Below are 21,376 nucleotides of genomic sequence, written 5' to 3' on the forward strand. Positions count from 1 at the left end.
AATGGCCGACGAGAACCCCCCTGTGACCCCGGACGGCGTGACCGCCGAGGGCGCGGCCCCCGCCATCGAAGGCGTGGGCATGCGTGTCGAGCCCGTCGGGCTCGAGACGGAGATGCAGCGCTCCTACCTCGACTACGCGATGTCCGTCATCGTCTCGCGCGCGCTGCCGGACGTGCGGGACGGCCTCAAGCCGGTGCACCGCCGCGTCCTGTACGCGATGTACGACGGCGGGTACCGCCCCGAGAAGGGCTTCTACAAGTGCGCCCGCGTCGTCGGCGACGTGATGGGTACGTACCACCCGCACGGTGACTCCTCCATCTACGACGCCCTGGTCCGCCTGGCCCAGCCGTGGTCGATGCGGATGCCGCTGGTGGACTCCAACGGCAACTTCGGCTCGCCCGGCAACGACCCGGCCGCGGCCATGCGGTACACCGAGTGCAAGATGAAGCAGCTCTCCATGGAGATGCTGCGGGACATCGACGAGGAGACCGTCGATTTCCAGGACAACTACGACGGCCGCAACCAGGAGCCGACGGTCCTGCCGGCGCGCTTCCCGAACCTGCTGATCAACGGCAGCGCCGGTATCGCGGTCGGCATGGCGACCAACATCCCGCCGCACAACCTGCGCGAGGTCGCCGCCGGTGCCCAGTGGGCGCTGGAGAACCCCGAGGCGTCCAACGAGGAGCTGCTGGACGCGCTCATCGAGCGCATCAAGGGCCCGGACTTCCCGACCGGCGCGCTGGTGGTGGGCCGCAAGGGCATCGAGGACGCGTACCGCACCGGCCGCGGCTCGATCACGATGCGCGCGGTGGTCGAGGTCGAGGAGATCCAGAACCGCCAGTGCCTGGTGGTCACGGAGCTGCCGTACCAGGTCAACCCGGACAACCTCGCGCAGAAGATCGCCGACCTGGTCAAGGACGGCAAGATCGGTGGCGTCGCCGACGTACGGGACGAGACCTCCTCGCGTACGGGCCAGCGGCTGGTGATCGTCCTCAAGCGGGACGCCGTCGCCAAGGTCGTGCTGAACAACCTGTACAAGCACACCGACCTGCAGACGAACTTCGGCGCGAACATGCTCGCGCTGGTGGACGGCGTGCCGCGCACCCTGTCGCTGGACGCGTTCATCCGCAACTGGGTCAACCACCAGGTCGAGGTCATCGTCCGGCGGACCAAGTTCCGGCTGCGCAAGGCCGAGGAGCGGGCCCACATCCTGCGTGGTCTGCTCAAGGCGCTGGACGCGATCGACGAGGTCATCGCGCTGATCCGGCGCAGCGACACGGTCGAGGTGGCGCGCGAGGGCCTGATGGGCCTGCTGAGCATCGACGAGATCCAGGCCAACGCGATCCTGGAGATGCAGCTGCGCCGGCTGGCCGCCCTGGAGCGCCAGAAGATCACCGCCGAGCACGACGAGCTGCAGGCGAAGATCAGCGAGTACAACGCGATCCTCGCCTCGCCGGAGAAGCAGCGGCAGATCATCAGCGAGGAGCTGGCGGCGATCGTCGAGAAGTTCGGCGACGACCGGCGCTCGAAGCTGGTGCCCTTCGAGGGCGACATGTCCGTCGAGGACCTGATCGCCGAGGAGGACATCGTCGTCACGATCACCCGTGGCGGCTATGTGAAGCGGACGAAGACCGACGATTACCGGTCGCAGAAGCGCGGCGGCAAGGGCGTACGGGGCACGAAGCTGAAGGAAGACGACATCGTCGACCACTTCTTCGTCTCCACCACCCACCACTGGCTGCTCTTCTTCACCAACAAGGGCCGGGTCTACCGGGCCAAGGCGTACGAGCTGCCGGACGCCGGCCGGGACGCGCGCGGCCAGCACGTCGCCAACCTGCTGGCCTTCCAGCCGGACGAGCAGATCGCGCAGATCCTGGCGATCCGCGACTACGAGGCCATGCCCTACCTGGTGCTCGCCACCAAGGGCGGCCTGGTGAAGAAGACGCCGCTCAAGGACTACGACTCGCCGCGCTCCGGCGGTGTCATCGCGATCAACCTCCGGGAGACGGAGGAGGGCGCGGACGACGAGCTGATCGGCGCCGAGCTGGTCTCCGCCGAGGACGACCTGCTGCTCATCAGCAAGAAGGCGCAGTCGATCCGGTTCACCGCCACGGATGAAGCCCTGCGTCCGATGGGACGCGCCACCTCGGGTGTCAAGGGCATGAGCTTCCGCGAGGGCGATGAACTGCTCTCGATGAATGTGGTGCGGGCCGGTACGTTCGTCTTCACCGCCACCGACGGCGGCTACGCCAAGCGCACCTCGGTGGACGAGTACCGCGTCCAGGGCCGCGGTGGCCTCGGGATCAAGGCCGCCAAGATCGTGGAGGACCGGGGTGAGCTGGTCGGCGCCCTGGTGGTCGAGGCGACGGACGAGATCCTGGCCATCACGCTCAGCGGTGGTGTGATCCGTACGCGGGTCAGCGAGGTCCGGGAGACCGGCCGTGACACCATGGGCGTCCAACTGATCAACCTGGGCAAGCGCGATGCCGTGGTCGGTATCGCCCGTAACGCCGAGGCCGGACGCGAGGCCGAAGAGGTCGACGGGGGCGCCGAGCCCGAGTCGGCCGACGAGGCGGAGGGTACCGAGCCCGCGGTGGCCGAGGGCGGCGAGCCTTCGGCGGAGTAACGCGAGGAGTAGGTCGTGAGTGGAGCCACGGGCGCTGCGGCGGGTGGGTCGGGGAAAAAGAAGAATTCCCGGCCGGGACCCGCGACCGTGACGGAGGACAGCGCCCGTGGCTCCGCCACGTCCGGCGGCTCCTCGTCCGAGGACTCCTACCAGGGGGGAACCGTGACCGATACGCGTCAGCCGTATCCGCAGAAGCCGGGGTCCCAGCCGCAGCCGCCCGCACAGGGGCAGGCGCCCGGGTCCCAGGGCGGTGGACAGCCGTACCAGCCGCCCCAGGCGTACCGCTCGGGTGCGGGGCAGGGCGCGGGGGCGCAGCAGGGGGTGCGCGTGCCGCGTACGGGCGCGCGTACGACCCCGCGTACGCGCAAGGCACGGCTGCGGGTCGCCAGGGCCGATCCGTGGTCGGTGATGAAGGTCAGCTTCCTGCTGTCCATCGCACTCGGCATCTGCACGATCGTGGCGGTAGCGGTGCTGTGGATGGTGATGGACGCGATGGGGGTGTTCACCACCGTCGGCGGCACGATCAGCGAGGCGACGGGTTCGGGCGACGGCGGCGGCTTCGACCTCCAGACGTTCCTGTCGCTGCCGCGGGTGCTGCTGTTCACGTCGGTGATCGCGGTGATCGACGTCGTGCTCGCCACGGCGCTGGCCACGCTCGGGGCCTTCATCTACAACATCTCGGCCGGGTTCGTGGGCGGCGTGGAGCTGACCCTCGCCGAGGACGAGTGACGGCCGCGGATGTCCCGGAGGGGGCCGTGCCGCGGCCCCGTCCGGGGGCGCCCCCCGGGCTCCGGGGACACGATTTTGGGAACGCCTCTGAAGTGCGCTAATCTTTCGGTGCAGCGCGGGGCTATAGCTCAGACGGTTAGAGCGCTTCCCTGATAAGGAAGAGGCCACAGGTTCAAGTCCTGTTAGCCCCACCAGCGCGAAGAGGTCCCACCGGAGACGGTGGGGCCTCTTTCGCGTTCGGGCGTGGATGCGGCTCGGAGCGCTCCGGAACGTTTCGTTCCGGTTGGTGGTGGCGTGGCGCCTCCCGGGGGCGGCCGGCTGGTCGCCGCGCACCGGTCCGGCCCTAGGTCACCGAACGGTATCGACCGGTGTGTATCATCGGCCCCCAGAGGTCCCCTACGTCAACGAAAGACGAGGTCGCGCGGTGAAGAAGCTTCTCCTGGTCGCACTGGCCGCCATCGGCGGGCTCCTCGTGTACCGCCAGATCCAGGCGGATCGCGCCGAGCAGGATCTGTGGACGGAGGCGACCGACTCCGTGCCCGCAGGTTCGGGTGTGTGAGACGCAGCAGTTCGTCATCCAACGTACGTACCCCGGCCACCGCGCGACGGTGACCGGGGTCTCGTGCGTCCGGGGGCGGGACGGCGCGCGGCGGGGGGCATGCGGTGCGGGGAGCGCCGCAGGTCACGCGGGGCGCGGCCGTGCCGACGGGTTTGCCATAGCACATAAGTAGCTTGCATAAGCAAATGTGGTGAGGGGTGGCTCGTGGTGAGGGGGCGCACGATCAGGGGCGGGCGTGCCGGAAGGCCGGCACCGGTCCTGATGCCCGGATTGATGCCCGTACTGGTGCCGGCGCTGGTGTCCATATCCGCCGTGCTGACGGGTTCCGCGGCGGCGGCACCGGCGGCAGGTTTACGGGGCGATCCGCCCGCCTACAGGACAGCGGCCGGCGCCCGGCCCGTACAGGGCGCCAAGAGCCCGTCCGGCGCCCCACGGCTCGCCCCCGGGACGTACACCGACTCCCTGGCCCGCGGCGACGAGAAGTTCTACGCCGTGCACCTGGACGCGAAGTCCAGCGCCTACCTCTCGGCGGTGGCCGCGCCCCGGCCCGGTAGCGAGGTCGCGGACCACACCGACAGCCTGAAGGTCAGCATCCGCGACGCCGACGGCAACACCTGCTCCTCCGGCGGCAGTACGGCCTTTCGCGGCCGCGGCATGGCGTATCCGATCGCCGACTACGCCACCCGCCGCATCGACGGCCCCCGCACCAACTGCCAGCGCGCGGGCACCTACTACTTCGTCGTCAAGCGGGTCGGCAAGGCATCCGCCGAGGGCGCGGCGCGCTGGCCCGTCGAACTCCGCCACCAGCGCGAACCCGGCCTCACCGGCACCCCGCCCGCCCAGCCCGGCCCCAGCACTTGGTCCACCACGGCTCCCGTACCGCTCACCGGAGGCACGAAGAAGGACACCGAGGGCGGCACCGGCTTCAACGACGCAGCGCCGATCGGCAAGGGCGTGTGGCAGGACCGCATCAAGCCCGGGGAGACCCGGTTCTACCGGGTGCCGGTGGACTGGGGTCAGCAGCTCAATGTGAGCGCGGAGTTGGGGGCGGGGAAGCTGGAGGGGGGCGACGGGGGATCGGGAGCGGGGGTCGGCGCGGACGCGGGTGCCGGTACGGGAGTTGGGGCCGTGTCGGGAGGCGTGGGGCGCGGGAGCATGCGGGGGCCGAGCGTGGTGGCCGGCTCGCGGCTTGTGGCCAGTGCGTTGGGGCTCGGGGTCTACAACCCGGCGCGCGGCCCGGTCAGCGGCACCCGCTTCGTCCCGTACGACGGGAAACCGGCCGCCATCAAGCTCTTCACGGCCCCGGTGGCCTACGGGAACCGCTACAACGCCGCCGCCCCCGTCAGCGCGATGCGCTTCGCGGGCTCGTACTACCTGGCCGTCTCGCTGCACCCGGATGCCGCGAAGTACTTCAAGGACGGAGCGCCGGTCACCCTGCGGGTCGATCCTGTGGGCCGCCCGCAACCCGGACCCCACTACCGGGAGAAGGCCACCGACTTCTCCGTAGCACCTCAGGAACGGGCGGCGGCCGACGACGGCATGTCGGTACAACAAGCGGCGCAGCACGGGACATTGCGGGTAGTGGGGTACAGCGGCATCAGCACAGGGGCGGTGCTGCTGCTGGCGCTGGGAGTGTGGGCGGTGGTGGCGCGCTGGCGGGGCGGCCGCGCCTGACGGGCAGGGGGCGGCTGGATCAGCTGACGGACAACGCCCAGACACCGACCGCGATGCACAGTAGCGCTACGACGATTACCGGTACGGCGACCTTCGGCGGCGGTCCGGGCCGCTGCTGTGGCAGGGCCCGGTGCCGGGGGGCCGGGGTGCGGCCGACGGGCGGCAGGGGCTGCGGCTGGTCGGGGGTGTAGGGGCGGGTGGGCTGGGAGTTCGGCTGGGCTGAGGGGCTCTGCGGGATCGGCGCCTGGCCGGTGGGGTGTTGTGGGATGGGGTGTTGTGGCGCGGGCAGGCCCGTGGACGGTGGCGCGAGGGGGAAGTCGCCGCTGTCGGACGTGTTCGTCGCGGGCGGTGGTGGTGGCGTCGAGGGGAAGGGCGGTACGGAGGGAAGTGGGGGCGATACGGTGCCACTCCGCGCCGGGGCGGCCGGAACCGGAGGCGTCTCTTCCGGCGCGTTCGCACCCGTACCCGTATCAGCCCCCAAACCCGCAGGCGGGTCCGCATCCGCACCCGAATCCGCCCCTACGCGAGGATCCGCCCCCGCACGAGGATCGCCCCCCGCTCCCGCCCCCTCCGCCCGCAACGGCCCATCCGGCCCGAACCCCGCAGGCAGCGGTCCGATGTGGTCGAAAACCTCGACGATCTCGTCCTCGATCGTCGCTTCCGGAAGCAGTTCGGCCGCCGCGAGCAGCGCTTTGCGTGCCCCGGCAGCCGTCTTGAAGCGCAGGTCCGGGTCCGGCTGCAACAGGTTCGCCAGTACCTGCCACAGCGGCTCCGCGATGCCTTCGGGCGCGTCCGGCGTCCCGTACTGCGCGAAGTGCTCGACCAGCCCCTGGGTGTCCGGCTTGGAGCCGGTCAGCAGGTGCACCGCGACCAGGCCGACCGCGAAGAGATCGCCGGGGAAGTCGGGTTCGGCACCCAGCATCTGCTCCGGCGCGAAGTAACCGGGCGTACCCACCACGTAGTTGGCGTCGGTCAGCCGCGGCTCGCCCTTACGCATCGAGATGCCGAAGTCCGACAGCCGTACGTGGGGGCGGCCGGTGCCGGTGGCCTCCAGGAGGACGTTCGCGGGTTTGATGTCGCGGTGCACGATCCCTTCCGCGTGGACCGCGGTCAGGCCGGACAGCAGCTGGTCGAGCAGGACGCACACCAGGCGCGGCGGCAGCGGCCCGTAGTCGCCCACCAGATGGGCCAGCGAACCGCCGTGCACGAGGTCCATGGTGAACAGGACCTTGTCGTCGTCGGCGGCCCAGCTCGCGGGGGCGAGCACATGCGGGTGGTCGATCCGTACGGCCTGTTCGCGTACGAAGCGCAGCAGCGTGTGCGCGTCGCTCTGCTGCAGCACCTTGGCCGCCACATAGCGGCGGCGCCGCTGGTCCCAGGCGCGCCAGACGGCGCCCACGCCGCCCCGCCCGATCGGGTCGATCAGCTCGTACCGACCGGCGAAGACCTCACCCATTGCGTCCCGTCCGCGTATCGAACCACCGAACTGCCCGGCTCCTCCCGGAGGGCGCCGCGTGCGCCGCTCCGGCTGCCCGCCGGCTAACTCTGGTGCGCCTCGTAGTGGGAGACCGCGTCGGCGGTGCGTCCCGCCCCGTAGACCCGGAGGAACTCTGCCAGTTCGGGGTGGGTGGGGGCGAGGGTGTTCGCGGCGTCGATGATGTCGCCGGCGGCCGAGACCGAGCGCAGCAGCGACTGGATCTCGCGGACCACGCGCCGTACGGTCGTCGCCCCCGTGGAGGTGGCGGTCTGCGCGGTGTTGTTCAGCACCGAGCCGCCCGCGGTCTTCTTGATCTCTTCCATCCGGTCGGTGGCCTCGGCGGCGCTGACGCTGCCGTCCGCGACCTGTCCGGCCAGTTCCTGGAGCGCCTGGACGCGCTGGACGACGGCCGGGTTGCCGATCTTCGCCCGCTGTCCGCTCATCAGCTGGGACAGCATGGGCGCGGACAGTCCCAGTACGGACGCCAGGCGCGCCTGGTTGAGACCGAGATCGTCGATGAGACGGCGGAACAGCGCCCCAAGAGGCTCCCCGTACCAGCTCCGCTGCAGCTCCCGAGCACGCGCGGTGGCTTCTTGCTGTGCTGCGTCCATGGCGTCTCCCCTGTCTCCCCGATCGCGCTTCGCTGCCGCGAATCTCGCGGAGCATCCTACGGAGAGCACCTGCGCGCGGCGATACCCGGTCGGGAAACCTCGTGGGCACCGGGTACCCTGGTTCGCGACGGGGCCTTAGCTCAGTTGGTAGAGCGCTGTCTTTGCATGGCAGATGTCAGGGGTTCGACTCCCCTAGGCTCCACTCGTCAAACCCCTCTGGCCTGCGGGAACGCGGCCGGAGGGGTTTTTGCGTGCGGCGCGGGCAGGGGGCGCCGGGTGCGGCGCGGGACCTCAGCGCAGGAAGTCGGCGCGAACGGGCCGTGCCGCAGGCCCCGGAAGGACTGCGGCACGGCCCGGACTCTTGCTGGTGGTACCGAGGGGTCAGGGCGTGGGGCCCTTGGGGTCCTCGGCTTCGGCCTCGGCCTGCTTGGCCTGGACCTCCGGGTCCAGGACGGCGGCGTCGACGGCGGTCAAAGTGGTGCGTTCGTTGACCTCGGTGGCGGCCGGGGGCTCGACCAGCCAGTCCGGGTTGGCCTGCTTGTCCCACCACTTCCAGGCGGCGAAGGCGCCGCCCGCGAGGAGACCGACGATGGCGAGGCGCTTGGCGGCCTTGCCGGCGCGACGACGGCGATTGTGCTTCTTGACGATCTTCTCGATCTCCTTGGCCGAGACCTGGCCGCGCAGGGCGGCGAGTGCGGCGGTGCCGCGGGCCACGGCCTGGTCGCGGACCGGCTCGGCGGCGGCCCGCGCGCTCTGCACGGCGTGCTCCACGCGCGGCGCCGTGTAGTCGGCGGCCTGGCGCGCGGCCTTGCGGGTGCGTACGGCGGCCTTGCTCGCGGCCTTGTCGACCTTCGGCGGCAGAGCGCCACGGGCGTGCTCCAGGCGGGGCTGCACATGGGCGTCGTACTGGCTGCGTGCCTGGTGAGCGGCCTCGGCCACCTTGGGTGCCAGTCGCGTACGGGCCTCGTGCGCGTAGTGCGCGGCGGTGTCCTTGGCCGTACCGGCATACGGAGCCACCACCTCCGCCGCGTGCCGCACGCTGTCCTTGGCCGAACTGGTCGCCGCGCGCACGCTGTCCTTGCGGGTCACGGGATCCTCCTCCTCGGTGGCGTGTCCGGGGGGCTCGGGGGTTGTTCCCCAATGTCTGCTGTGTCGCCTGTCCACCCAGTTCAAGATCATGCCTGCACATGCACCACACGGCATGTGCGAGCGGGCATCCGGGTCATTGGGGACCTTACGGAGCCTTGTGATGACAATGCCACGCTTTGCCGGTCCGTGCGCCGGTTCGGCGGGTACTGGTGACCGAAAGAGACGCGGGAACGTGGGCCGGTGTCCGGGTGCCGGGCGGGTGTCCGTGCGAGGATCGGGACTCGTCAGTGCAGACTTATGGAAGGTAGATCGTGGCTGAACAGCTCTACGCCACCCTGAAGACCAATCAGGGCGACATCGAGATTCGGCTCCTGCCGAACCACGCGCCGAAGACGGTGAAGAACTTCGTGGAGCTCGCCCAGGGCGAGCGCGAGTGGACCCACCCGCAGACCGGCAAGACGACCACGGACAAGCTGTACGACGGCACGGTCTTCCACCGGGTGATCAGCGGCTTCATGATCCAGGGCGGCGACCCGCTGGGCAACGGCACTGGCGGCCCCGGGTACGAGTTCGCGGACGAGTTCCACCCGGACCTGTCGTTCAACAAGCCGTACCTGCTCGCCATGGCCAACGCGGGACCGGGCACCAACGGCTCGCAGTTCTTCATCACGGTCTCCCCGACCACCTGGCTGACCGGCAAGCACACCATCTTCGGCGAGGTCACCAACGACGCGAGCAAGAAGGTCGTGGACGCCATCGCGGCGACCCAGACCAACCCGCGTACGGACCGTCCGGTCAACGACGTCGTGATCGAGTCGGTCGTCGTCGAGAGCCGCTGACGCGCGGCACCCCGCCCCGCGCGTACCCAGGTGCGCGCGGCTGACGGTGTGCGGGAACCATTGCGCCCCGCCCGGTCGTAGATCGGGTGGGGCGCGCACTTCGTTCGTGCGGACGTCCGCACGGATCGTGACGAGGGACCGAGGGGACCATGGACCAGGTGCCAGGCAGCCCGCAGGAGCCGCGGGACGCGCGGCAGGGCGACGCCGCGCCGCCCGGCTGCTACCGCCACCCGGACCGTACGACGGGCATCACGTGTACGCGCTGTGAGCGGCCTATCTGCCCCGAGTGCATGGTCAGTGCATCGGTCGGATTCCAGTGCCCCGAGTGCGTACGCGACGGCAGCGGTACGGGCCGTACGGCGCAGGCCACCGCGCCCCGGACCGTCGCCGGCGGCGCGCTGACCGCGGACACCCGGCTGGTCACCAAGATCCTGCTCGGCATCAACGTCGCGGTGTTCATCGCGGTGCTGGCGGTGGGCGACGGCCTGGTGCAGGACCTGGAGCTGATCGGCGGGGCCTTCACCCGGGAGGACCTGCAGTTCATCGGCGTCGCCGAAGGCGAGTGGTACCGCCTGCTGACCGCGGTCTTCCTCCACCAGGCCCCGATGCACATCATCTTCAACATGCTGTCCCTCTGGTGGCTGGGCCCGCCGCTGGAGGCGGCCTTCGGCCGGGTCCGCTTCCTGGCGCTCTATCTGCTCTCCGGGCTCGGCGGCAGCGCGCTGTCGTATCTGCTCGCCGCGCAGAACCAGCCGTCGCTGGGGGCCTCCGGCGCGATCTTCGGGCTGCTGGGCGCGACGGTCATACTGATGCGCCGCCTGAACTACGACATGCGGCCGGTGCTGATCCTGCTCGCGCTCAACCTGGTCTTCACCTTCGCCTGGCCCGACATCGCGTGGCAGGCGCACGTCGGCGGCCTGGTCATGGGCGCCGCGGTGACGTACGGAATGGTGCACGCGCCGCGTGCGCGGCGGGCGCTCGTACAGGGCGCGACGTGTGCGGTGGCGTTCCTGGTGATCGTCGCGGTGGTGTGGGTGCGCACCGGCCAGCTCATGGGCTGAGCACGGCGTGCCGCCGTCCGGTTCCGGCCTGTGAAGAGCCCTGGGTACGGCGGGTTGTCCACAGAGTGCGCCGGATCTTGTGCACCTAGGGGAAAAGGCCGCTCACGGACCGTGCGGATATGCGTTTCCCCAGGAAGAACCGGGTGGGACGGTGGCCGCGTGTGCGGGCCACCAGTCACACCGGCGTCAACGGCCGGGAAGTTATCCACAGATCTTCTGAAGTTTTCCCCGGCTGTGGATAACCGTGTGGATGGCCTTGGGCAGGGCTTGCGCCGAAGCGGTGGGCGGAAGGCGCGCAGGCGGCCGGCGCACCGGGCCGGACGACGGCCCGGTGGCCCGGTCGGGACCGCGCTACCGGCCGGCCCCGATGACGGTGCTCGTCCCCGCTACTTCCACTGAGTGGACACGCCGAAGCCCAGCGCGATGAAGCCGAAGCCGCACACGATGTTCCAGTTGCCCATGGCCTTCACGGGCAGATCGCCCCCGGTCACATAGAAGAGCACGATCCACACCAGACCGATCAGGAACAGTGCGAGCATCACCGGAGCCACCCAGCCCCGGCCCGAACTCATGCGCAGATTGGTCGTCTGCTTCGCCGGCGGCGGCGTGAAGTCGTCCTTCTTGCGGATCCGTGACTTCGGCACGAGGAACTCTCCTGTCGATGCTCTGCGTGACCGCACTGGGGGCGGAGGATGCTGCTTACGGGCCAAGCGGGAGGTGACGGGGAGCGTTTTCCCTCCCCGGGCGTCCGTTAGCGTAGTGCTTCCGCGGCGTCGTAAGGAGCAAGGGTACGTTGAGCACTTCCGCTGACTCCCCCGGCCGCCCGTCGCGCCGCCGTCTGCGGCCGGTGCGTCTGCTGACGCTGGCGGTCTTCGCACTGGCCGGGCTGATCTTCTGGCTGAGCTTCGACACCGCGCGCGGCACGGACCTGCGCTCGGACGACTCGATGCTGCGCCTGTCCGACCTCATCCAGGAACGCAGCCACAAGAACGGCGCCCACGACGAGCGCAACGCCGCGCTGCGCGACGAGGTGGACACCCTCGCGCACCAGGACAGCGGCAGCACGCAGGCCGAGGACGCCAAGCTGGCGGCGTTGGAGAAGAACGCGGGCACCAAGCCGGTCGCGGGCCAGGGGCTGACCGTCACTCTCACCGACGCGCCGCCGAACGCCACCGCCAAGATCCCCGGCGTGCCGGAGCCACAGCCCAACGACCTGGTCATCCATCAGCAGGACCTCCAGGCCGTGGTCAACGCCCTGTGGCAGGGCGGGGCCCAGGGCATCCGGGTCATGGACCAGCGGCTGATCTCCACCAGCGCGGTGCGCTGCGTCGGCAACACGCTGATCCTCCAGGGCCGCGTCTACTCGCCGCCGTACAAGGTCACCGCCGTGGGCGACCGCGACAAGCTGAACCGGGCGCTGACCGCCTCCCCGGCCATCCAGAACTACCTCCAGTACGTGAACGCCTACGGCCTCGGCTGGAAAGTCGAGCAGCAGGAGGCGGTGACTCTGCCCGGCTACTCCGGCACAGTGGATCTCCACTACGCACAGCCTGTGAAGCCGTGATCCGCCGGCCGCCCGCACCGGCGCCGGCGGCCGGGGAGGGGGCGGTCCGGGATGACGGTACGGTCCGGCGCTGCGGCGCGGTCCGGGGGGCGAGGACGGCCGGGGGCGGGGAGGCGGCCCGGCGGGGTGGCGCGGTTGGTCGTGCGGACGGTCAGCGAGGTGTGCGTCACCGTCGGCACGCTGATCGTGCTCTTCGTGGTCTACGTCCTGTTCTGGACGGGAGTACGGGCCGACAGCGCGATGGACGGCGAGATCGGCAAGCTCCAGGACCAGTGGTCGACCGGTCCGGTCGCCGCCGGGCAGCCGGGCGGGCCCGGGAAGCAGCCGCCGTACGAGAACGGCAAGTCCTTCGCCGTGATGTACATCCCCCGCTTCGGAGCCGACTGGAGCAAGCCGGTGCTGGAGGGCACCGCGGTGGACGTCCTCAAGAAGGGCCTCGGGCACTACGAGCGCACCGCGCGGCTCGGTGAGACGGGCAACTTCGCGGTCGCCGGGCACCGCCGTACCTACGGTGACCCCTTCAAGGACTTCCCGCGGCTGCGGCCGGGGGACGCGGTGGTCCTCACGGACGGCACGACGTGGTTCACCTACCGGATCGACCGGCGCCCGTACCGGACGCTGCCCACCGACATCGGCGTCATCGACCCCGTACCGCGCAAATCGGGATACAACGGCCCGGGTCGCTATCTCACGCTGACGACCTGCGAGCCGGAGTGGGGCCACAGCCACCGGCTGATCGCCTGGGCGCACCTGGATTCCACCCAACCCGTGGAGCGTGGAAGGCCGTCGGCTTTGTCCGGCTGAGCCCCCGGTCCGAGCCCTCGCCCTTTAGTCTGGTGGGGCGATCGGGATCGATCGGCACGGTCATCGTCATCGGCGAGTAGGGACAGCGACAGCATGTACGGCTGGATCTGGCGGCATCTGCCGGGCAACGCATGGGTGAAGGCGTTGATTTCACTCGTGCTCGTGCTGGCGATCGTCTACGTGCTCTTCCAGTACATCTTCCCGTGGGCGGAGCCGCTGCTCCCGTTCAACGATGTCACCGTCGACCGAGGGATGGGCGCCGTCCGATGACCGCACGGATTCTCGTCGTCGACAACTACGACAGCTTCGTCTTCAACCTCGTCCAGTACCTCTACCAACTCGGGGCCGAGTGCGAGGTGCTGCGCAACGACGAGGTGGAGCTGCGGCACGCCCAGGACGATTTCGACGGCGTGCTGCTCTCACCCGGACCCGGCGCCCCCGAGCAGGCCGGTGTCTGTGTAGATATGGTCCGGCACTGCGCCGACACGGGCGTGCCGGTCTTCGGCGTCTGCCTCGGGCTGCAGTCGATGGCGGTCGCGTACGGCGGTGTCGTGGGCCGCGCCCCCGAGCTGCTGCACGGCAAGACGTCCCTGGTCTCCCACGAGGGCGCGGGCGTCTTCAAGGGCCTGCCCACCCCCTTCACGGCCACCCGCTACCACTCCCTGGCCGTGCAGCCCGGAACCGTTCCCGACGAGATGGTGGTCACCGCCTGGACCGGCGACGACGCCGAGACGGGCGTGGCGATGGGGCTGCGGCACCGGGAACTGCCGGTGGAAGGCGTCCAGTTCCACCCCGAGTCGGTACTGACGGAATGGGGCCACCGGATGCTCGCCAACTGGCTGGCGGAGTGCGGCGATCCCGGTGCGGTGGAGCGCTCGGCGGGGCTCGCCCCGGTGGTCGGCAAGGTCGGCGCGTGACTGACCTCCGCCCTGAACGCGAGGGGAGGTCCTACGGCCCGTCGCGCGACGCCGACGGTAGGAACGACCGGGAGGCGTTCGAGGCGGCCGTGGGGCAGCTGGCCGACCCGCTGATGGACCCGCTGCCGGGGTCTGCGCCGGCGGCGCAGCCGCGACCGGACGCCGACCGGAGCGCGCAGAACTCCGGGCCCGGACCCGGTCGGCCGGGCACCGGCCCGGATGCCGTGCCCTCCCCGCCGCGCTCCGCTTCGGCGGGCAGCGGCTCGCCGTGGTTCCGCCCGCGCCAGGCCGCGGCGCAGCCCCAGGCGACGGTCCCCGAGCCTCAGGCCCAGGCCCCGGCTGAGGCTCAGCCCCAGGCCCCGGCGGTGGCGCAGCCCAGTTCGTACGAGGAGCCGGCCCGTACGTACGAAGACCCGGCCCACCCGTACGAGGACCCCGCCCGTCCCTACGTCGAACAGGTCGGCCCGTACGTCGGGCAAGCCGGGCCGGACGTGGAGCAGCCCCGGCAGCCCGGTCCGTACGCCCCGATACCCGACGCCGAAACCATGGCGCTCCGTCAGGCCGAGGAAGGCGGCGACCGGGGCGAGCCGGACGTTGTTTCACGTGAAACCGACGCATCGCCCGTCACTCCGTCGGCGACCGGTGGCCGCGCCGCCCGCCGTAAAGCCGCCCAGGAGGCCGCCAAACGCGGCCACAGGCGGGGACGGCGTGGTTCCCCGGCGGATGCCGTCACCGCGGCCTCCTCGGGCGCTGAGGCGTCCTCCGCGCCCATGTCGCGGCTGGAGGCCCGGCGGGCCGAGCGGGCACGCAAGGAGAGCCCCGGGGTCATCGCCAGCCGTGTCGTGGGCGAAGTGTTCATCACCCTCGGCGTGTTGATGCTGCTCTTTGTCACCTACCAGCTGTGGTGGACGAACGTCCGGGCGCAGCAGCAGGCGGGCGGTACCGCCAGCAGCCTGGAGCACGAGTGGGACGAGGGCGGCGAGGACCGCAAGCCGGACGCCTTCACGCCGGGCCAGGGCTTCGCGATCATGTATATCCCCAAGCTGGACGTGAAGGTCCCGATCGCGGAGGGCATCAGCAAGCCCGCGGTGCTGGACCGCGGCATGGTCGGCCACTACGACAAGAACAGCGTGAAGACGGCGATGCCCTGGGACAAGCAGGGCAACTTCGCGGTGGCCGGGCACCGCAACACCCACGGTGAGCCGTTCCGCTACATCAACCGGCTCACCAAGGGCGACAAGATCGTCGTCGAGACGCGCAGCACGTACTACACGTACGCGATGGAGAGCATCCTCCCGCAGACCTCGCCGCGGAACATCGGTGTGATCGGCCCGGTGCCGAAGGGCTCCGGGTTCACCGGCCCCGGCCGCTACCTCACGCTCACGACCTGCACCCCGGAATTCACCAGTACCTACCGGATGATCGTCTGGGGCAAGATGGTCGAGGAGCGGCCGCGGAGCAAGGGCAAGCCGGATGCGCTCGTCAGCTGAGCGAACGTAAGAGGGGTACCACGCGGTGACTGCCACCGGACACGACGAGGAGACCGGCCCGGCGGCGGAGGAGCCGGCGTCCGCGCCGCCGCGCCGGCTGCGCGGGCGGATCGCCGCCGTCGTCAGCGTCATCGGCGAACTGCTGATCACGGCGGGGCTGATCCTGGCCCTCTTCGTCGTCTACTCGCTGTGGTGGACCAACGTCCTCGCCGACCGTGAGGCGCACAAGCAGGGCGACACGGTGCGCAAGAACTGGGCGAAGACGCCGACGGGGCCGGGCGCGCTGGACACCAAGGACGGCATCGGCTTCCTGCACGTCCCGGCGATGAAGACCGGCGAGGTGCTGGTCAAGAAGGGCATCGACTCCGATGTCCTCAACGAGGGCGTGGCCGGCTACTACACCGAGCCGGTCAAGTCGGCCCTGCCGCAGGACAAGCAGGGCAACTTCTCGCTCGCGGCGCACCGCGACGGCCACGGCGCCAAGTTCCACAACATCGACAAGCTCAAGAACGGCGACGCGATCGTCTTCGAGTCCAAGGACACCTGGTACGTCTACAAGGTCTACGCGTCGCTGGACGAGACCTCGAAGTACAACGTGGACGTCCTGGACGAGGTCCCCAAGGAGTCCGGCAAGCGCAAGCCGGGCCGCTACATCACGCTGACGACCTGCACGCCGGTCTACACCTCCACGTACCGCTACATCGTCTGGGGCGAGCTGGAGCGCACCGAGAAGGTCGACGCCAAGCGCACCCCGCCGAAGGAACTGCGCTGACGGCGGCGCGAGCCGCACCGCACGGCGAAGCCCCGGGCCCCGCGCCCGGACCGTACGACAAAGCCCCGGCCCCCTCCGAAGGGTGCCGGGGCTTTCCCGTGCGGCGGCGGTCGCCGGTCAGTGCTTGTGCCGGCCCCACCAGCCGTTCGGGCCGCCGAAGCCGCCGAAGATGCCTCCGTCGTCACCGCCGTCGTCCCCGCTGGGGGAACTGCCCACCGTGGTGAGTGTCACCGTCGTGGAGCCGGGGTCGGACGGGGTGTTCGGCTGCGGGTCCTGGGTGACCACGCGGGCCTTGTCGTCCTGCGAGCTGCCGTTCGCGAACTGGATGTTCGTGAAGCCGGCGCTCTGCAGCGCCTTCTTGGCGTCCTTGACGGTCTGGCCGACGACGCCGGGCACCGTCTTCTGCTCGGCGGCCTTGCCGACGGTCAGGGTGATCGTCGAGCCGGGCCTGGCCTGCGTGTTGCCGTTCGGCGACTGCGAGATGACCTTGCCGACCTGGTTGGGGTCGGAGGTCTCCTGCTCGTTCTTGGTGACCTGGAAGCCGATGTCCGTGAGCTGCTTCTGCGCCGCGTTGAAGTCCTGGCCGGTCACCTGCGGCACCGTGGTCGTCGGCGACTTCTTGGCCACGACCAGGGTGATCTTGGACTTCTTGGTGCCCTCGCTCTGCCCCTTGGGGTCCTGGTCGACGACCGTGCCCTCCGGGCGGTCGGAGACCCGCTCGGTCTTCTGGACGTCCTCGAAGCCCTTGTTCTTCAGGTCTTCCTTCGCCTTGTCGAACGTCAGGCCCGTGACGTCGGGGATGGTGACCTTCTCCGGTCCGGTGCACATCGTCACCTTCACCGGGGTGTCCTTGCCGACCGTCTGGCCGGCGGCCGGGTCCTGCTTGGTGACCTGGCCCTTCTCGGCGTTCTCGCAGGGCGTGCTGCCGCCCTTGGTGACCTTGAAGCCGCCGTTGTCGCCGGCCGCCTTGGCCTGCTCGAAGGTCTTGCCGGTCAGCTCCGGCACCTTGACGTCGTCATTGGTGTTCTGGCCGGTGAACATCGCCTTGCCGATGAAGATCGCACCGGCCAGTACGAGGATGCCCGCGACGACCAGCAGGATCGTCGAGGTGTGCTTCTTCTTCTGGCCGCCACCGCCGCGGCGCCGGTCGGGCCGCTCGTCGTAGCCGTAACCGCCGTCGTCCGGGTTCATCGGCGGCAGCATCGAGGTCTGGCCGGCCGGATCCTGCGGGCGCAGCATCGCCGTCGGCTGGTCCTGGTCGTAGCCGACCGCGCCGAGGGCCGCGGTGGCCGCGACGGGCTGCCCGTCGAGGGCCGCCTCGATGTCGGCGCGCATCTCGTCCGCCGACTGGTAGCGGTAGTCGGGGTCCTTGACCAGGGCCTTGAGGACGATGGCGTCCATCTCGGGCGTGATCTCGGGGTCGAAGTTGCTCGGCGGCTGCGGCTCTTCGCGTACGTGCTGGTAGGCCACGGCGACCGGCGAGTCGCCGACGAACGGCGGCCGGACCGTGAGCAGCTCGTAGAGCAGACAGCCGGTCGAGTACAGGTCCGAGCGGGCGTCGACCTGCTCGCCCTTGGCCTGTTCGGGGGAGAGGTACTGCGCCGTGCCGATGACCGCGGCGGTCTGCGTCATCGTCATACCGGCGTCGCCCATCGCGCGGGCGATGCCGAAGTCCATGACCTTCACCTGGCCGGTGCGGGTCAGCATGACGTTGGCGGGCTTGATGTCGCGGTGGACGATGCCGGCCCGGTGGGAGTACTCCAGCGCCTGGAGCACGCCGATGGTCATCTCCAGGGACCGTTCGGGCAGCAGCTTGCGGCCGGAGTGCAGCAGTTCGCGCAGGGTGGAGCCGTCGACGTACTCCATGACGATGTACGGGATGGAGACACCGTCGACGTAGTCCTCGCCGGTGTCGTACACCGCGACGATCGACGGGTGGTTCAGCGAGGCGGCCGACTGGGCCTCACGGCGGAACCGGGCCTGGAAGGACGGGTCGCGGGCGAGGTCCACCCGCAGTGTCTTCACGGCGACGGTGCGGCCCAGACGGGTGTCATGGGCGAGGTAGACCTCGGCCATGCCGCCGCGGCCGAGCACCGAGCCCAGCTCGTACCGGCCGCCGAGGCGACGCGGCTCTTCCATAAGCTTCTCCAGCCCTCTCCGTCAGTCCCGACCGCACCCGTGTGTGGTCCGGCGGTGTGCTGTTCGGGCATACCGTACCCGGCACGCCGTGCGGGGCCCGGCCGCGACCGGCACCTGATATCCGACCGGTATTGGCGTGACCGGGGTCACTTGTTGCCGTCGAGTACCGCCTCCATGACCTTCTTGGCGATGGGCGCGGCCAGCTTGCCGCCCGCAATGTCGCCGCGGAGCGTGTCCGAGCCCTCGATCACGACGGCGACGGCCACCGGCGTTCCCTTGGAGGTCTTGGCGTAGGAGATGAACCAGGCGTACGGGTTGTCCTTGTTGTTCTCACCGTGCTGGGCGGTACCGGTCTTGCCGCCGACGGTGACGCCGTCGATCTGGCCGTTGGTGCCGGTGCCGTTCTTGACGACGCCCTCCATCATCTCCTGGAGCTTTTGGGCGTTCTCCGGCTTGAGCGGCTGGCTCATCGCCTCCGGTGTGTGCTGCTGCACGACGTTGAGGTTGGGGGCGACCAGCTTGTCGACCATGTACGGCTTCATCAGCTTGCCGCCGTTGGCGATGGCCGAGGTGATCATGGCCATCTGCAGCGGCGTGGCGCGGTTGGACGCCTGGCCGATGCCGGCCATCGCGTTCTGCGGCCGGTTGTCGGTGGGGTAGACGCTCTCGGCGGCCCGCACCGGGGTGTCGATCTTGGCGTCGTTGTAGCCGAACTTCTCCGCCTCGGCCTTCATCTTCTTGTTGCCGAGGTCGGCGCTGATCTTGCCGAAGACGGTGTTGCAGGACCAGCGCAGGGCTTCCTTGAGGCTGGCGTTCTCGCAGGGGATGTTGCCCTCGTTGTTCAGCGGCTGGTGCGCGGTGTCCGGCAGGTACCAGGGCAGCGGGGAGTCGGTCTTGGCGTTGATGTCGGTGTAGAGGCCGTTCTCCAGCGCGGCGGCGGCGGTGACGACCTTGAACGTCGAGCCCGGCGGGTAGGTCTGGCGCAGGGCCCGGTTGAGCATCGGGTCGTCCGGGTTGTTCTTCTTCAGCAGCGCGTTGTACGCCTTGGCGTCCTTGTCGGACATGCCGGCGAAGGTGGAGGGGTCGTACGACGGGGTGCTGGCCAGGGCGAGGATCGCGCCGGTCTCCGGGTTGATCGCGGCGACCGCGCCCTTGCTCTTGCCCAGGCCGTCGTAGGCGGCCTTCTGCGCCTTGGGGTTCAGGGTGGTGACGACGTCGCCGCCCTTTTGCTTCTCGCCGGTGAACATGTCGACCGTACGGCTGAAGAAGAGCTTGTCGTCGGTGCCGGAGAGGATGCTGTCGTTGAGCTTCTCCAGCTGGTTGGAGCCGAACGCCTGGGACGCGTAGCCGGTGACCGGCGCCCACATCGGGCCGTCCTTGTAGGTCCGCTTGTACTTGAAGTCGCCGCTGTCGTTGGTGGTCGAGCCGGTGATGGCCTGGCCGCCGACGATGATGTTGCCGCGCGGCTGGCTGTAGCGCTCGATGGCCACCCGGCGGTTGTTCGTGTCGTTCTTCAGCTCGTCGGCCTGGACGAACTGCACCCAGTTGACGCGGATGAGCAGAGAGAGAACCAGCAGGCCGCAGAAGATCGCGACGCGGCGCAGAGGCTTGTTCACGGGCGGACCACCTGGGTCATCTCGGCGTCGGTGGAGGGGGCGGGGGCCGGGGCGGGGCGGCGCGCGGTGTCGCTGATCCGCAGCAGGAGCGCGACCAGGGCCCAGTTCGCGATGACGGAGGAGCCGCCCTGGGCGAGGAAGGGCATGGTCATACCGGTCAGCGGGATCAGGCCGGTGACACCGCCGGCGACGACGAAGACCTGGAGGGCGAAGGCGCCGGACAGGCCGACGGCGAGCAGCTTGCCGAACGGGTCGCGGGCGGCCAGCGCCGTACGGATGCCGCGCTCGATGAGCAGGCCGTACAGCAGCAGGATCGCCATCAGACCGGCGAGGCCGGCTTCCTCGCCGACGGTGGCGAGGATGTAGTCGCTCTTGGGCGCGATGCCGCCGATGAGGCGGGAGTAGCCCTGGCCGAGGCCGGAGCCGAGGATGCCGCCGGAGCCGAAGGAGTACATGGCCTGGGCGGTTTCGGTGACGCCGCCGTTGAGCAGCTCCAGGGGGTTGAGCCAGTTGTGCACACGGGTCTGCACATGCGACTCGAAGGTGGCCACCGCGACCGCGCCGCCGGCGCTGAGCAGCAGGCCGAAGACGATCCAGCTGGTGCGTTCGGTGGCCACGTACAGCATGACCACGAACAGGCCGAAGAAGAGCAGGGAGGTACCGAGGTCGGTCTCGAAGACCAGGATCATCAGGCTGAGCGCCCAGATGACCAGGATCGGGCCGAGGTCGCGGCCGCGCGGCAGGTACAGGCCCATGAAGCGGCGGCTGGCCAGCGCGAGCGCGTCGCGTTTGACCATGAGGTAGCCCGCGAAGAAGATCGCGATGACGATCTTGGCGAACTCACCGGGCTGCAGCGATCCGACGCCGGGGATGGTGATCCAGATGCGGGCGCCGAACTTGGCCGGGAAGAAGATCGGCGCGATCAGCAGGACCAGCGCGACGACCATCGAGATATAGGTGTAGCGCTGCAGGACGCGGTGGTCCTTCAGGAAGATCAGGACGCCGAGGAACAGGGCGACGCCGATCGTCGACCACATCATCTGCCCGGGGGCCAGGGCACCGCCGAGCTGCTTGGTGGTGATCTGCGGCTCCTGGTCGAGACGCCAGATGAAGACCAGGCCGAGACCGTTCAGGAGGGTCGCGATGGGCAGCATCAGCGGGTCGGCGTACGGGGCCCACTTGCGTACGACGAGGTGGGTGACGCCGGCCAGCAGGCCGAGACCGAGGGAGTAGCCCAGGATGCCGGCCGGGACCGAGCCCTCCTTGGCCAGACCCACGTTGATGTAGGCGAAGACCGGGATGAGCACCGCGAAGACGAGCATGGCCAGCTCGGTGTTGCGGCGGCTCGGGGCACCGATGGTGCCCACGGTGGTCGTGGTGGTGGTACTGCTCATCAGTTCTACGGCCCC

Annotated in this window: 19 protein-coding genes and 2 tRNA genes; 14 read left to right on the forward strand and 7 right to left on the reverse strand. The window is 69.9% G+C overall.

Translation table 11 applies throughout. The annotated features are described in order from the left end of the window. Window position 1 precedes the first annotated feature (1 nt). From gyrA to CP984_RS19680, 5 genes are all read left to right on the forward strand, one after another. Window positions 2-2,626, forward strand: a complete 2,625-nt coding sequence (gene gyrA, locus CP984_RS19660; RefSeq protein WP_003978857.1) for a DNA gyrase subunit A — start codon at window positions 2-4, stop codon at window positions 2,624-2,626. Between the two features lie 15 nt (window positions 2,627-2,641). Continuing rightward, window positions 2,642-3,355, forward strand: a complete 714-nt coding sequence (locus tag CP984_RS19665) for a DUF3566 domain-containing protein (protein ID WP_030178690.1) — start codon at window positions 2,642-2,644, stop codon at window positions 3,353-3,355. Between the two features lie 117 nt (window positions 3,356-3,472). Further along, window positions 3,473-3,549: transfer RNA gene (locus CP984_RS19670), tRNA-Ile, on the forward strand. 230 nt (window positions 3,550-3,779) lie between these two features. Further along, the gene (locus tag CP984_RS42105; RefSeq protein WP_003958712.1) at window positions 3,780-3,914 is read left to right on the forward strand and encodes a DLW-39 family protein; all 135 of its coding nucleotides are present in this window, start codon (window positions 3,780-3,782) and stop codon (window positions 3,912-3,914) included. 273 nt (window positions 3,915-4,187) lie between these two features. Then, window positions 4,188-5,588 carry a hypothetical protein gene (locus CP984_RS19680; RefSeq protein ID WP_003978855.1) on the forward strand — a complete coding sequence of 467 codons (1,401 nt, stop codon included), beginning with the start codon at window positions 4,188-4,190 and terminating at the stop codon, window positions 5,586-5,588. Window positions 5,589-5,607: 19 nt separating this feature from the next. Here the strand turns inward: CP984_RS19680 and CP984_RS19685 are convergent, their stop codons facing one another. Both CP984_RS19685 and CP984_RS19690 read right to left on the reverse strand, forming a co-directional pair. Next, window positions 5,608-7,044 carry a serine/threonine-protein kinase gene (locus tag CP984_RS19685; RefSeq protein ID WP_003978854.1) on the reverse strand — a complete coding sequence of 479 codons (1,437 nt, stop codon included), beginning with the start codon at window positions 7,042-7,044 and terminating at the stop codon, window positions 5,608-5,610. A gap of 83 nt (window positions 7,045-7,127) precedes the next feature. Then, on the reverse strand, window positions 7,128-7,676 hold the full coding sequence (locus tag CP984_RS19690) for a helix-turn-helix domain-containing protein (protein ID WP_030178696.1): 549 nt from the start codon (window positions 7,674-7,676) through the stop codon (window positions 7,128-7,130). A gap of 129 nt (window positions 7,677-7,805) precedes the next feature. On the opposite strand from CP984_RS19690, the gene CP984_RS19695 reads away from it, so the two are divergent. Next, window positions 7,806-7,878: transfer RNA gene (locus CP984_RS19695), tRNA-Ala, on the forward strand. Between the two features lie 179 nt (window positions 7,879-8,057). On the opposite strand, the gene CP984_RS19700 is transcribed toward CP984_RS19695, so the two are convergent. Beyond that, the gene (locus CP984_RS19700) at window positions 8,058-8,765 is read right to left on the reverse strand and encodes a DUF5324 family protein (protein WP_003978853.1); all 708 of its coding nucleotides are present in this window, start codon (window positions 8,763-8,765) and stop codon (window positions 8,058-8,060) included. A gap of 311 nt (window positions 8,766-9,076) precedes the next feature. On the opposite strand from CP984_RS19700, the gene CP984_RS19705 reads away from it, so the two are divergent. Next, window positions 9,077-9,604, forward strand: coding sequence for a peptidylprolyl isomerase (locus CP984_RS19705; protein ID WP_003978852.1), 528 nt, complete (start codon window positions 9,077-9,079; stop codon window positions 9,602-9,604). Between the two features lie 149 nt (window positions 9,605-9,753). Beyond that, window positions 9,754-10,665, forward strand: a complete 912-nt coding sequence (locus CP984_RS19710) for a rhomboid family intramembrane serine protease (RefSeq protein WP_003978851.1) — start codon at window positions 9,754-9,756, stop codon at window positions 10,663-10,665. A gap of 386 nt (window positions 10,666-11,051) precedes the next feature. Here CP984_RS19710 and crgA read toward each other — a convergent pair whose 3' ends face one another. Next, window positions 11,052-11,309, reverse strand: coding sequence for a cell division protein CrgA (crgA, locus tag CP984_RS19715; protein WP_003978850.1), 258 nt, complete (start codon window positions 11,307-11,309; stop codon window positions 11,052-11,054). A gap of 149 nt (window positions 11,310-11,458) precedes the next feature. Here crgA and CP984_RS19720 point away from each other — a divergent pair, with 149 nt between their 5' ends. The 6 genes from CP984_RS19720 (at window position 11,459) to CP984_RS19740 (ending at window position 16,212) form a co-directional block, all read left to right on the forward strand. Next, window positions 11,459-12,229, forward strand: coding sequence for a DUF881 domain-containing protein (locus tag CP984_RS19720; protein ID WP_003978849.1), 771 nt, complete (start codon window positions 11,459-11,461; stop codon window positions 12,227-12,229). 126 nt (window positions 12,230-12,355) lie between these two features. Then, on the forward strand, window positions 12,356-13,033 hold the full coding sequence (locus CP984_RS19725; protein ID WP_003978848.1) for a class E sortase: 678 nt from the start codon (window positions 12,356-12,358) through the stop codon (window positions 13,031-13,033). Window positions 13,034-13,126: 93 nt separating this feature from the next. Next, window positions 13,127-13,303: a hypothetical protein gene (locus tag CP984_RS41320; protein ID WP_003978847.1), complete on the forward strand. Its 177-nt coding sequence runs from the start codon at window positions 13,127-13,129 to the stop codon at window positions 13,301-13,303. Further along, complete coding sequence (locus tag CP984_RS19730) at window positions 13,300-13,950, forward strand: aminodeoxychorismate/anthranilate synthase component II (protein ID WP_003978846.1); 651 nt, start codon at window positions 13,300-13,302, stop codon at window positions 13,948-13,950. Before CP984_RS41320 ends, CP984_RS19730 begins: the two co-directional genes overlap by 4 nt. After that, window positions 13,947-15,440, forward strand: a complete 1,494-nt coding sequence (locus tag CP984_RS41325; protein ID WP_030178700.1) for a class E sortase — start codon at window positions 13,947-13,949, stop codon at window positions 15,438-15,440. Before CP984_RS19730 ends, CP984_RS41325 begins: the two co-directional genes overlap by 4 nt. Before the next feature lie 25 nt (window positions 15,441-15,465). Further along, the gene (locus CP984_RS19740) at window positions 15,466-16,212 is read left to right on the forward strand and encodes a class E sortase (protein WP_003978844.1); all 747 of its coding nucleotides are present in this window, start codon (window positions 15,466-15,468) and stop codon (window positions 16,210-16,212) included. Window positions 16,213-16,329: 117 nt separating this feature from the next. On the opposite strand, the gene pknB is transcribed toward CP984_RS19740, so the two are convergent. The 3 genes from pknB to CP984_RS19760 all read right to left on the reverse strand — a co-directional run bounded on the left by pknB (window position 16,330) and on the right by CP984_RS19760 (window position 21,361). Beyond that, window positions 16,330-18,351, reverse strand: coding sequence for a Stk1 family PASTA domain-containing Ser/Thr kinase (gene pknB, locus CP984_RS19745; protein WP_003978843.1), 2,022 nt, complete (start codon window positions 18,349-18,351; stop codon window positions 16,330-16,332). Window positions 18,352-18,497: 146 nt separating this feature from the next. Further along, a complete protein-coding gene (locus tag CP984_RS19755; RefSeq protein ID WP_003978842.1) occupies window positions 18,498-19,967 on the reverse strand; it encodes a peptidoglycan D,D-transpeptidase FtsI family protein in 1,470 nt (489 codons plus the stop codon). Further along, the gene (locus CP984_RS19760; RefSeq protein WP_003978841.1) at window positions 19,964-21,361 is read right to left on the reverse strand and encodes an FtsW/RodA/SpoVE family cell cycle protein; all 1,398 of its coding nucleotides are present in this window, start codon (window positions 21,359-21,361) and stop codon (window positions 19,964-19,966) included. Before CP984_RS19760 ends, CP984_RS19755 begins: the two co-directional genes overlap by 4 nt. Between the last annotated feature and the right edge of the window lie 15 nt (window positions 21,362-21,376).

It is taken from the genome of Streptomyces rimosus, from assembly GCF_008704655.1.
Classification (GTDB): domain Bacteria; phylum Actinomycetota; class Actinomycetes; order Streptomycetales; family Streptomycetaceae; genus Streptomyces; species Streptomyces rimosus.

Bases quoted from the DNA above. Each gene is read 5' to 3' on its own strand.
- pknB (WP_003978843.1), bottom strand. From the start codon at position 18,351: ATGGAAGAGCCGCGTCGCCTCGGCGGCCGGTACGAGCTGGGCTCGGTG.
- gyrA (WP_003978857.1), top strand. From the start codon at position 2: ATGGCCGACGAGAACCCCCCTGTGACCCCGGACGGCGTGACCGCCGAG.
- CP984_RS19680 (WP_003978855.1), top strand. From the start codon at position 4,188: ATGCCCGTACTGGTGCCGGCGCTGGTGTCCATATCCGCCGTGCTGACG.
- CP984_RS19685 (WP_003978854.1), bottom strand. From the start codon at position 7,044: ATGGGTGAGGTCTTCGCCGGTCGGTACGAGCTGATCGACCCGATCGGG.
- CP984_RS19690 (WP_030178696.1), bottom strand. From the start codon at position 7,676: ATGGACGCAGCACAGCAAGAAGCCACCGCGCGTGCTCGGGAGCTGCAG.
- CP984_RS41320 (WP_003978847.1), top strand. From the start codon at position 13,127: ATGTACGGCTGGATCTGGCGGCATCTGCCGGGCAACGCATGGGTGAAG.
- CP984_RS19710 (WP_003978851.1), top strand. From the start codon at position 9,754: ATGGACCAGGTGCCAGGCAGCCCGCAGGAGCCGCGGGACGCGCGGCAG.
- CP984_RS19760 (WP_003978841.1), bottom strand. From the start codon at position 21,361: ATGAGCAGTACCACCACCACGACCACCGTGGGCACCATCGGTGCCCCG.
- CP984_RS19730 (WP_003978846.1), top strand. From the start codon at position 13,300: ATGACCGCACGGATTCTCGTCGTCGACAACTACGACAGCTTCGTCTTC.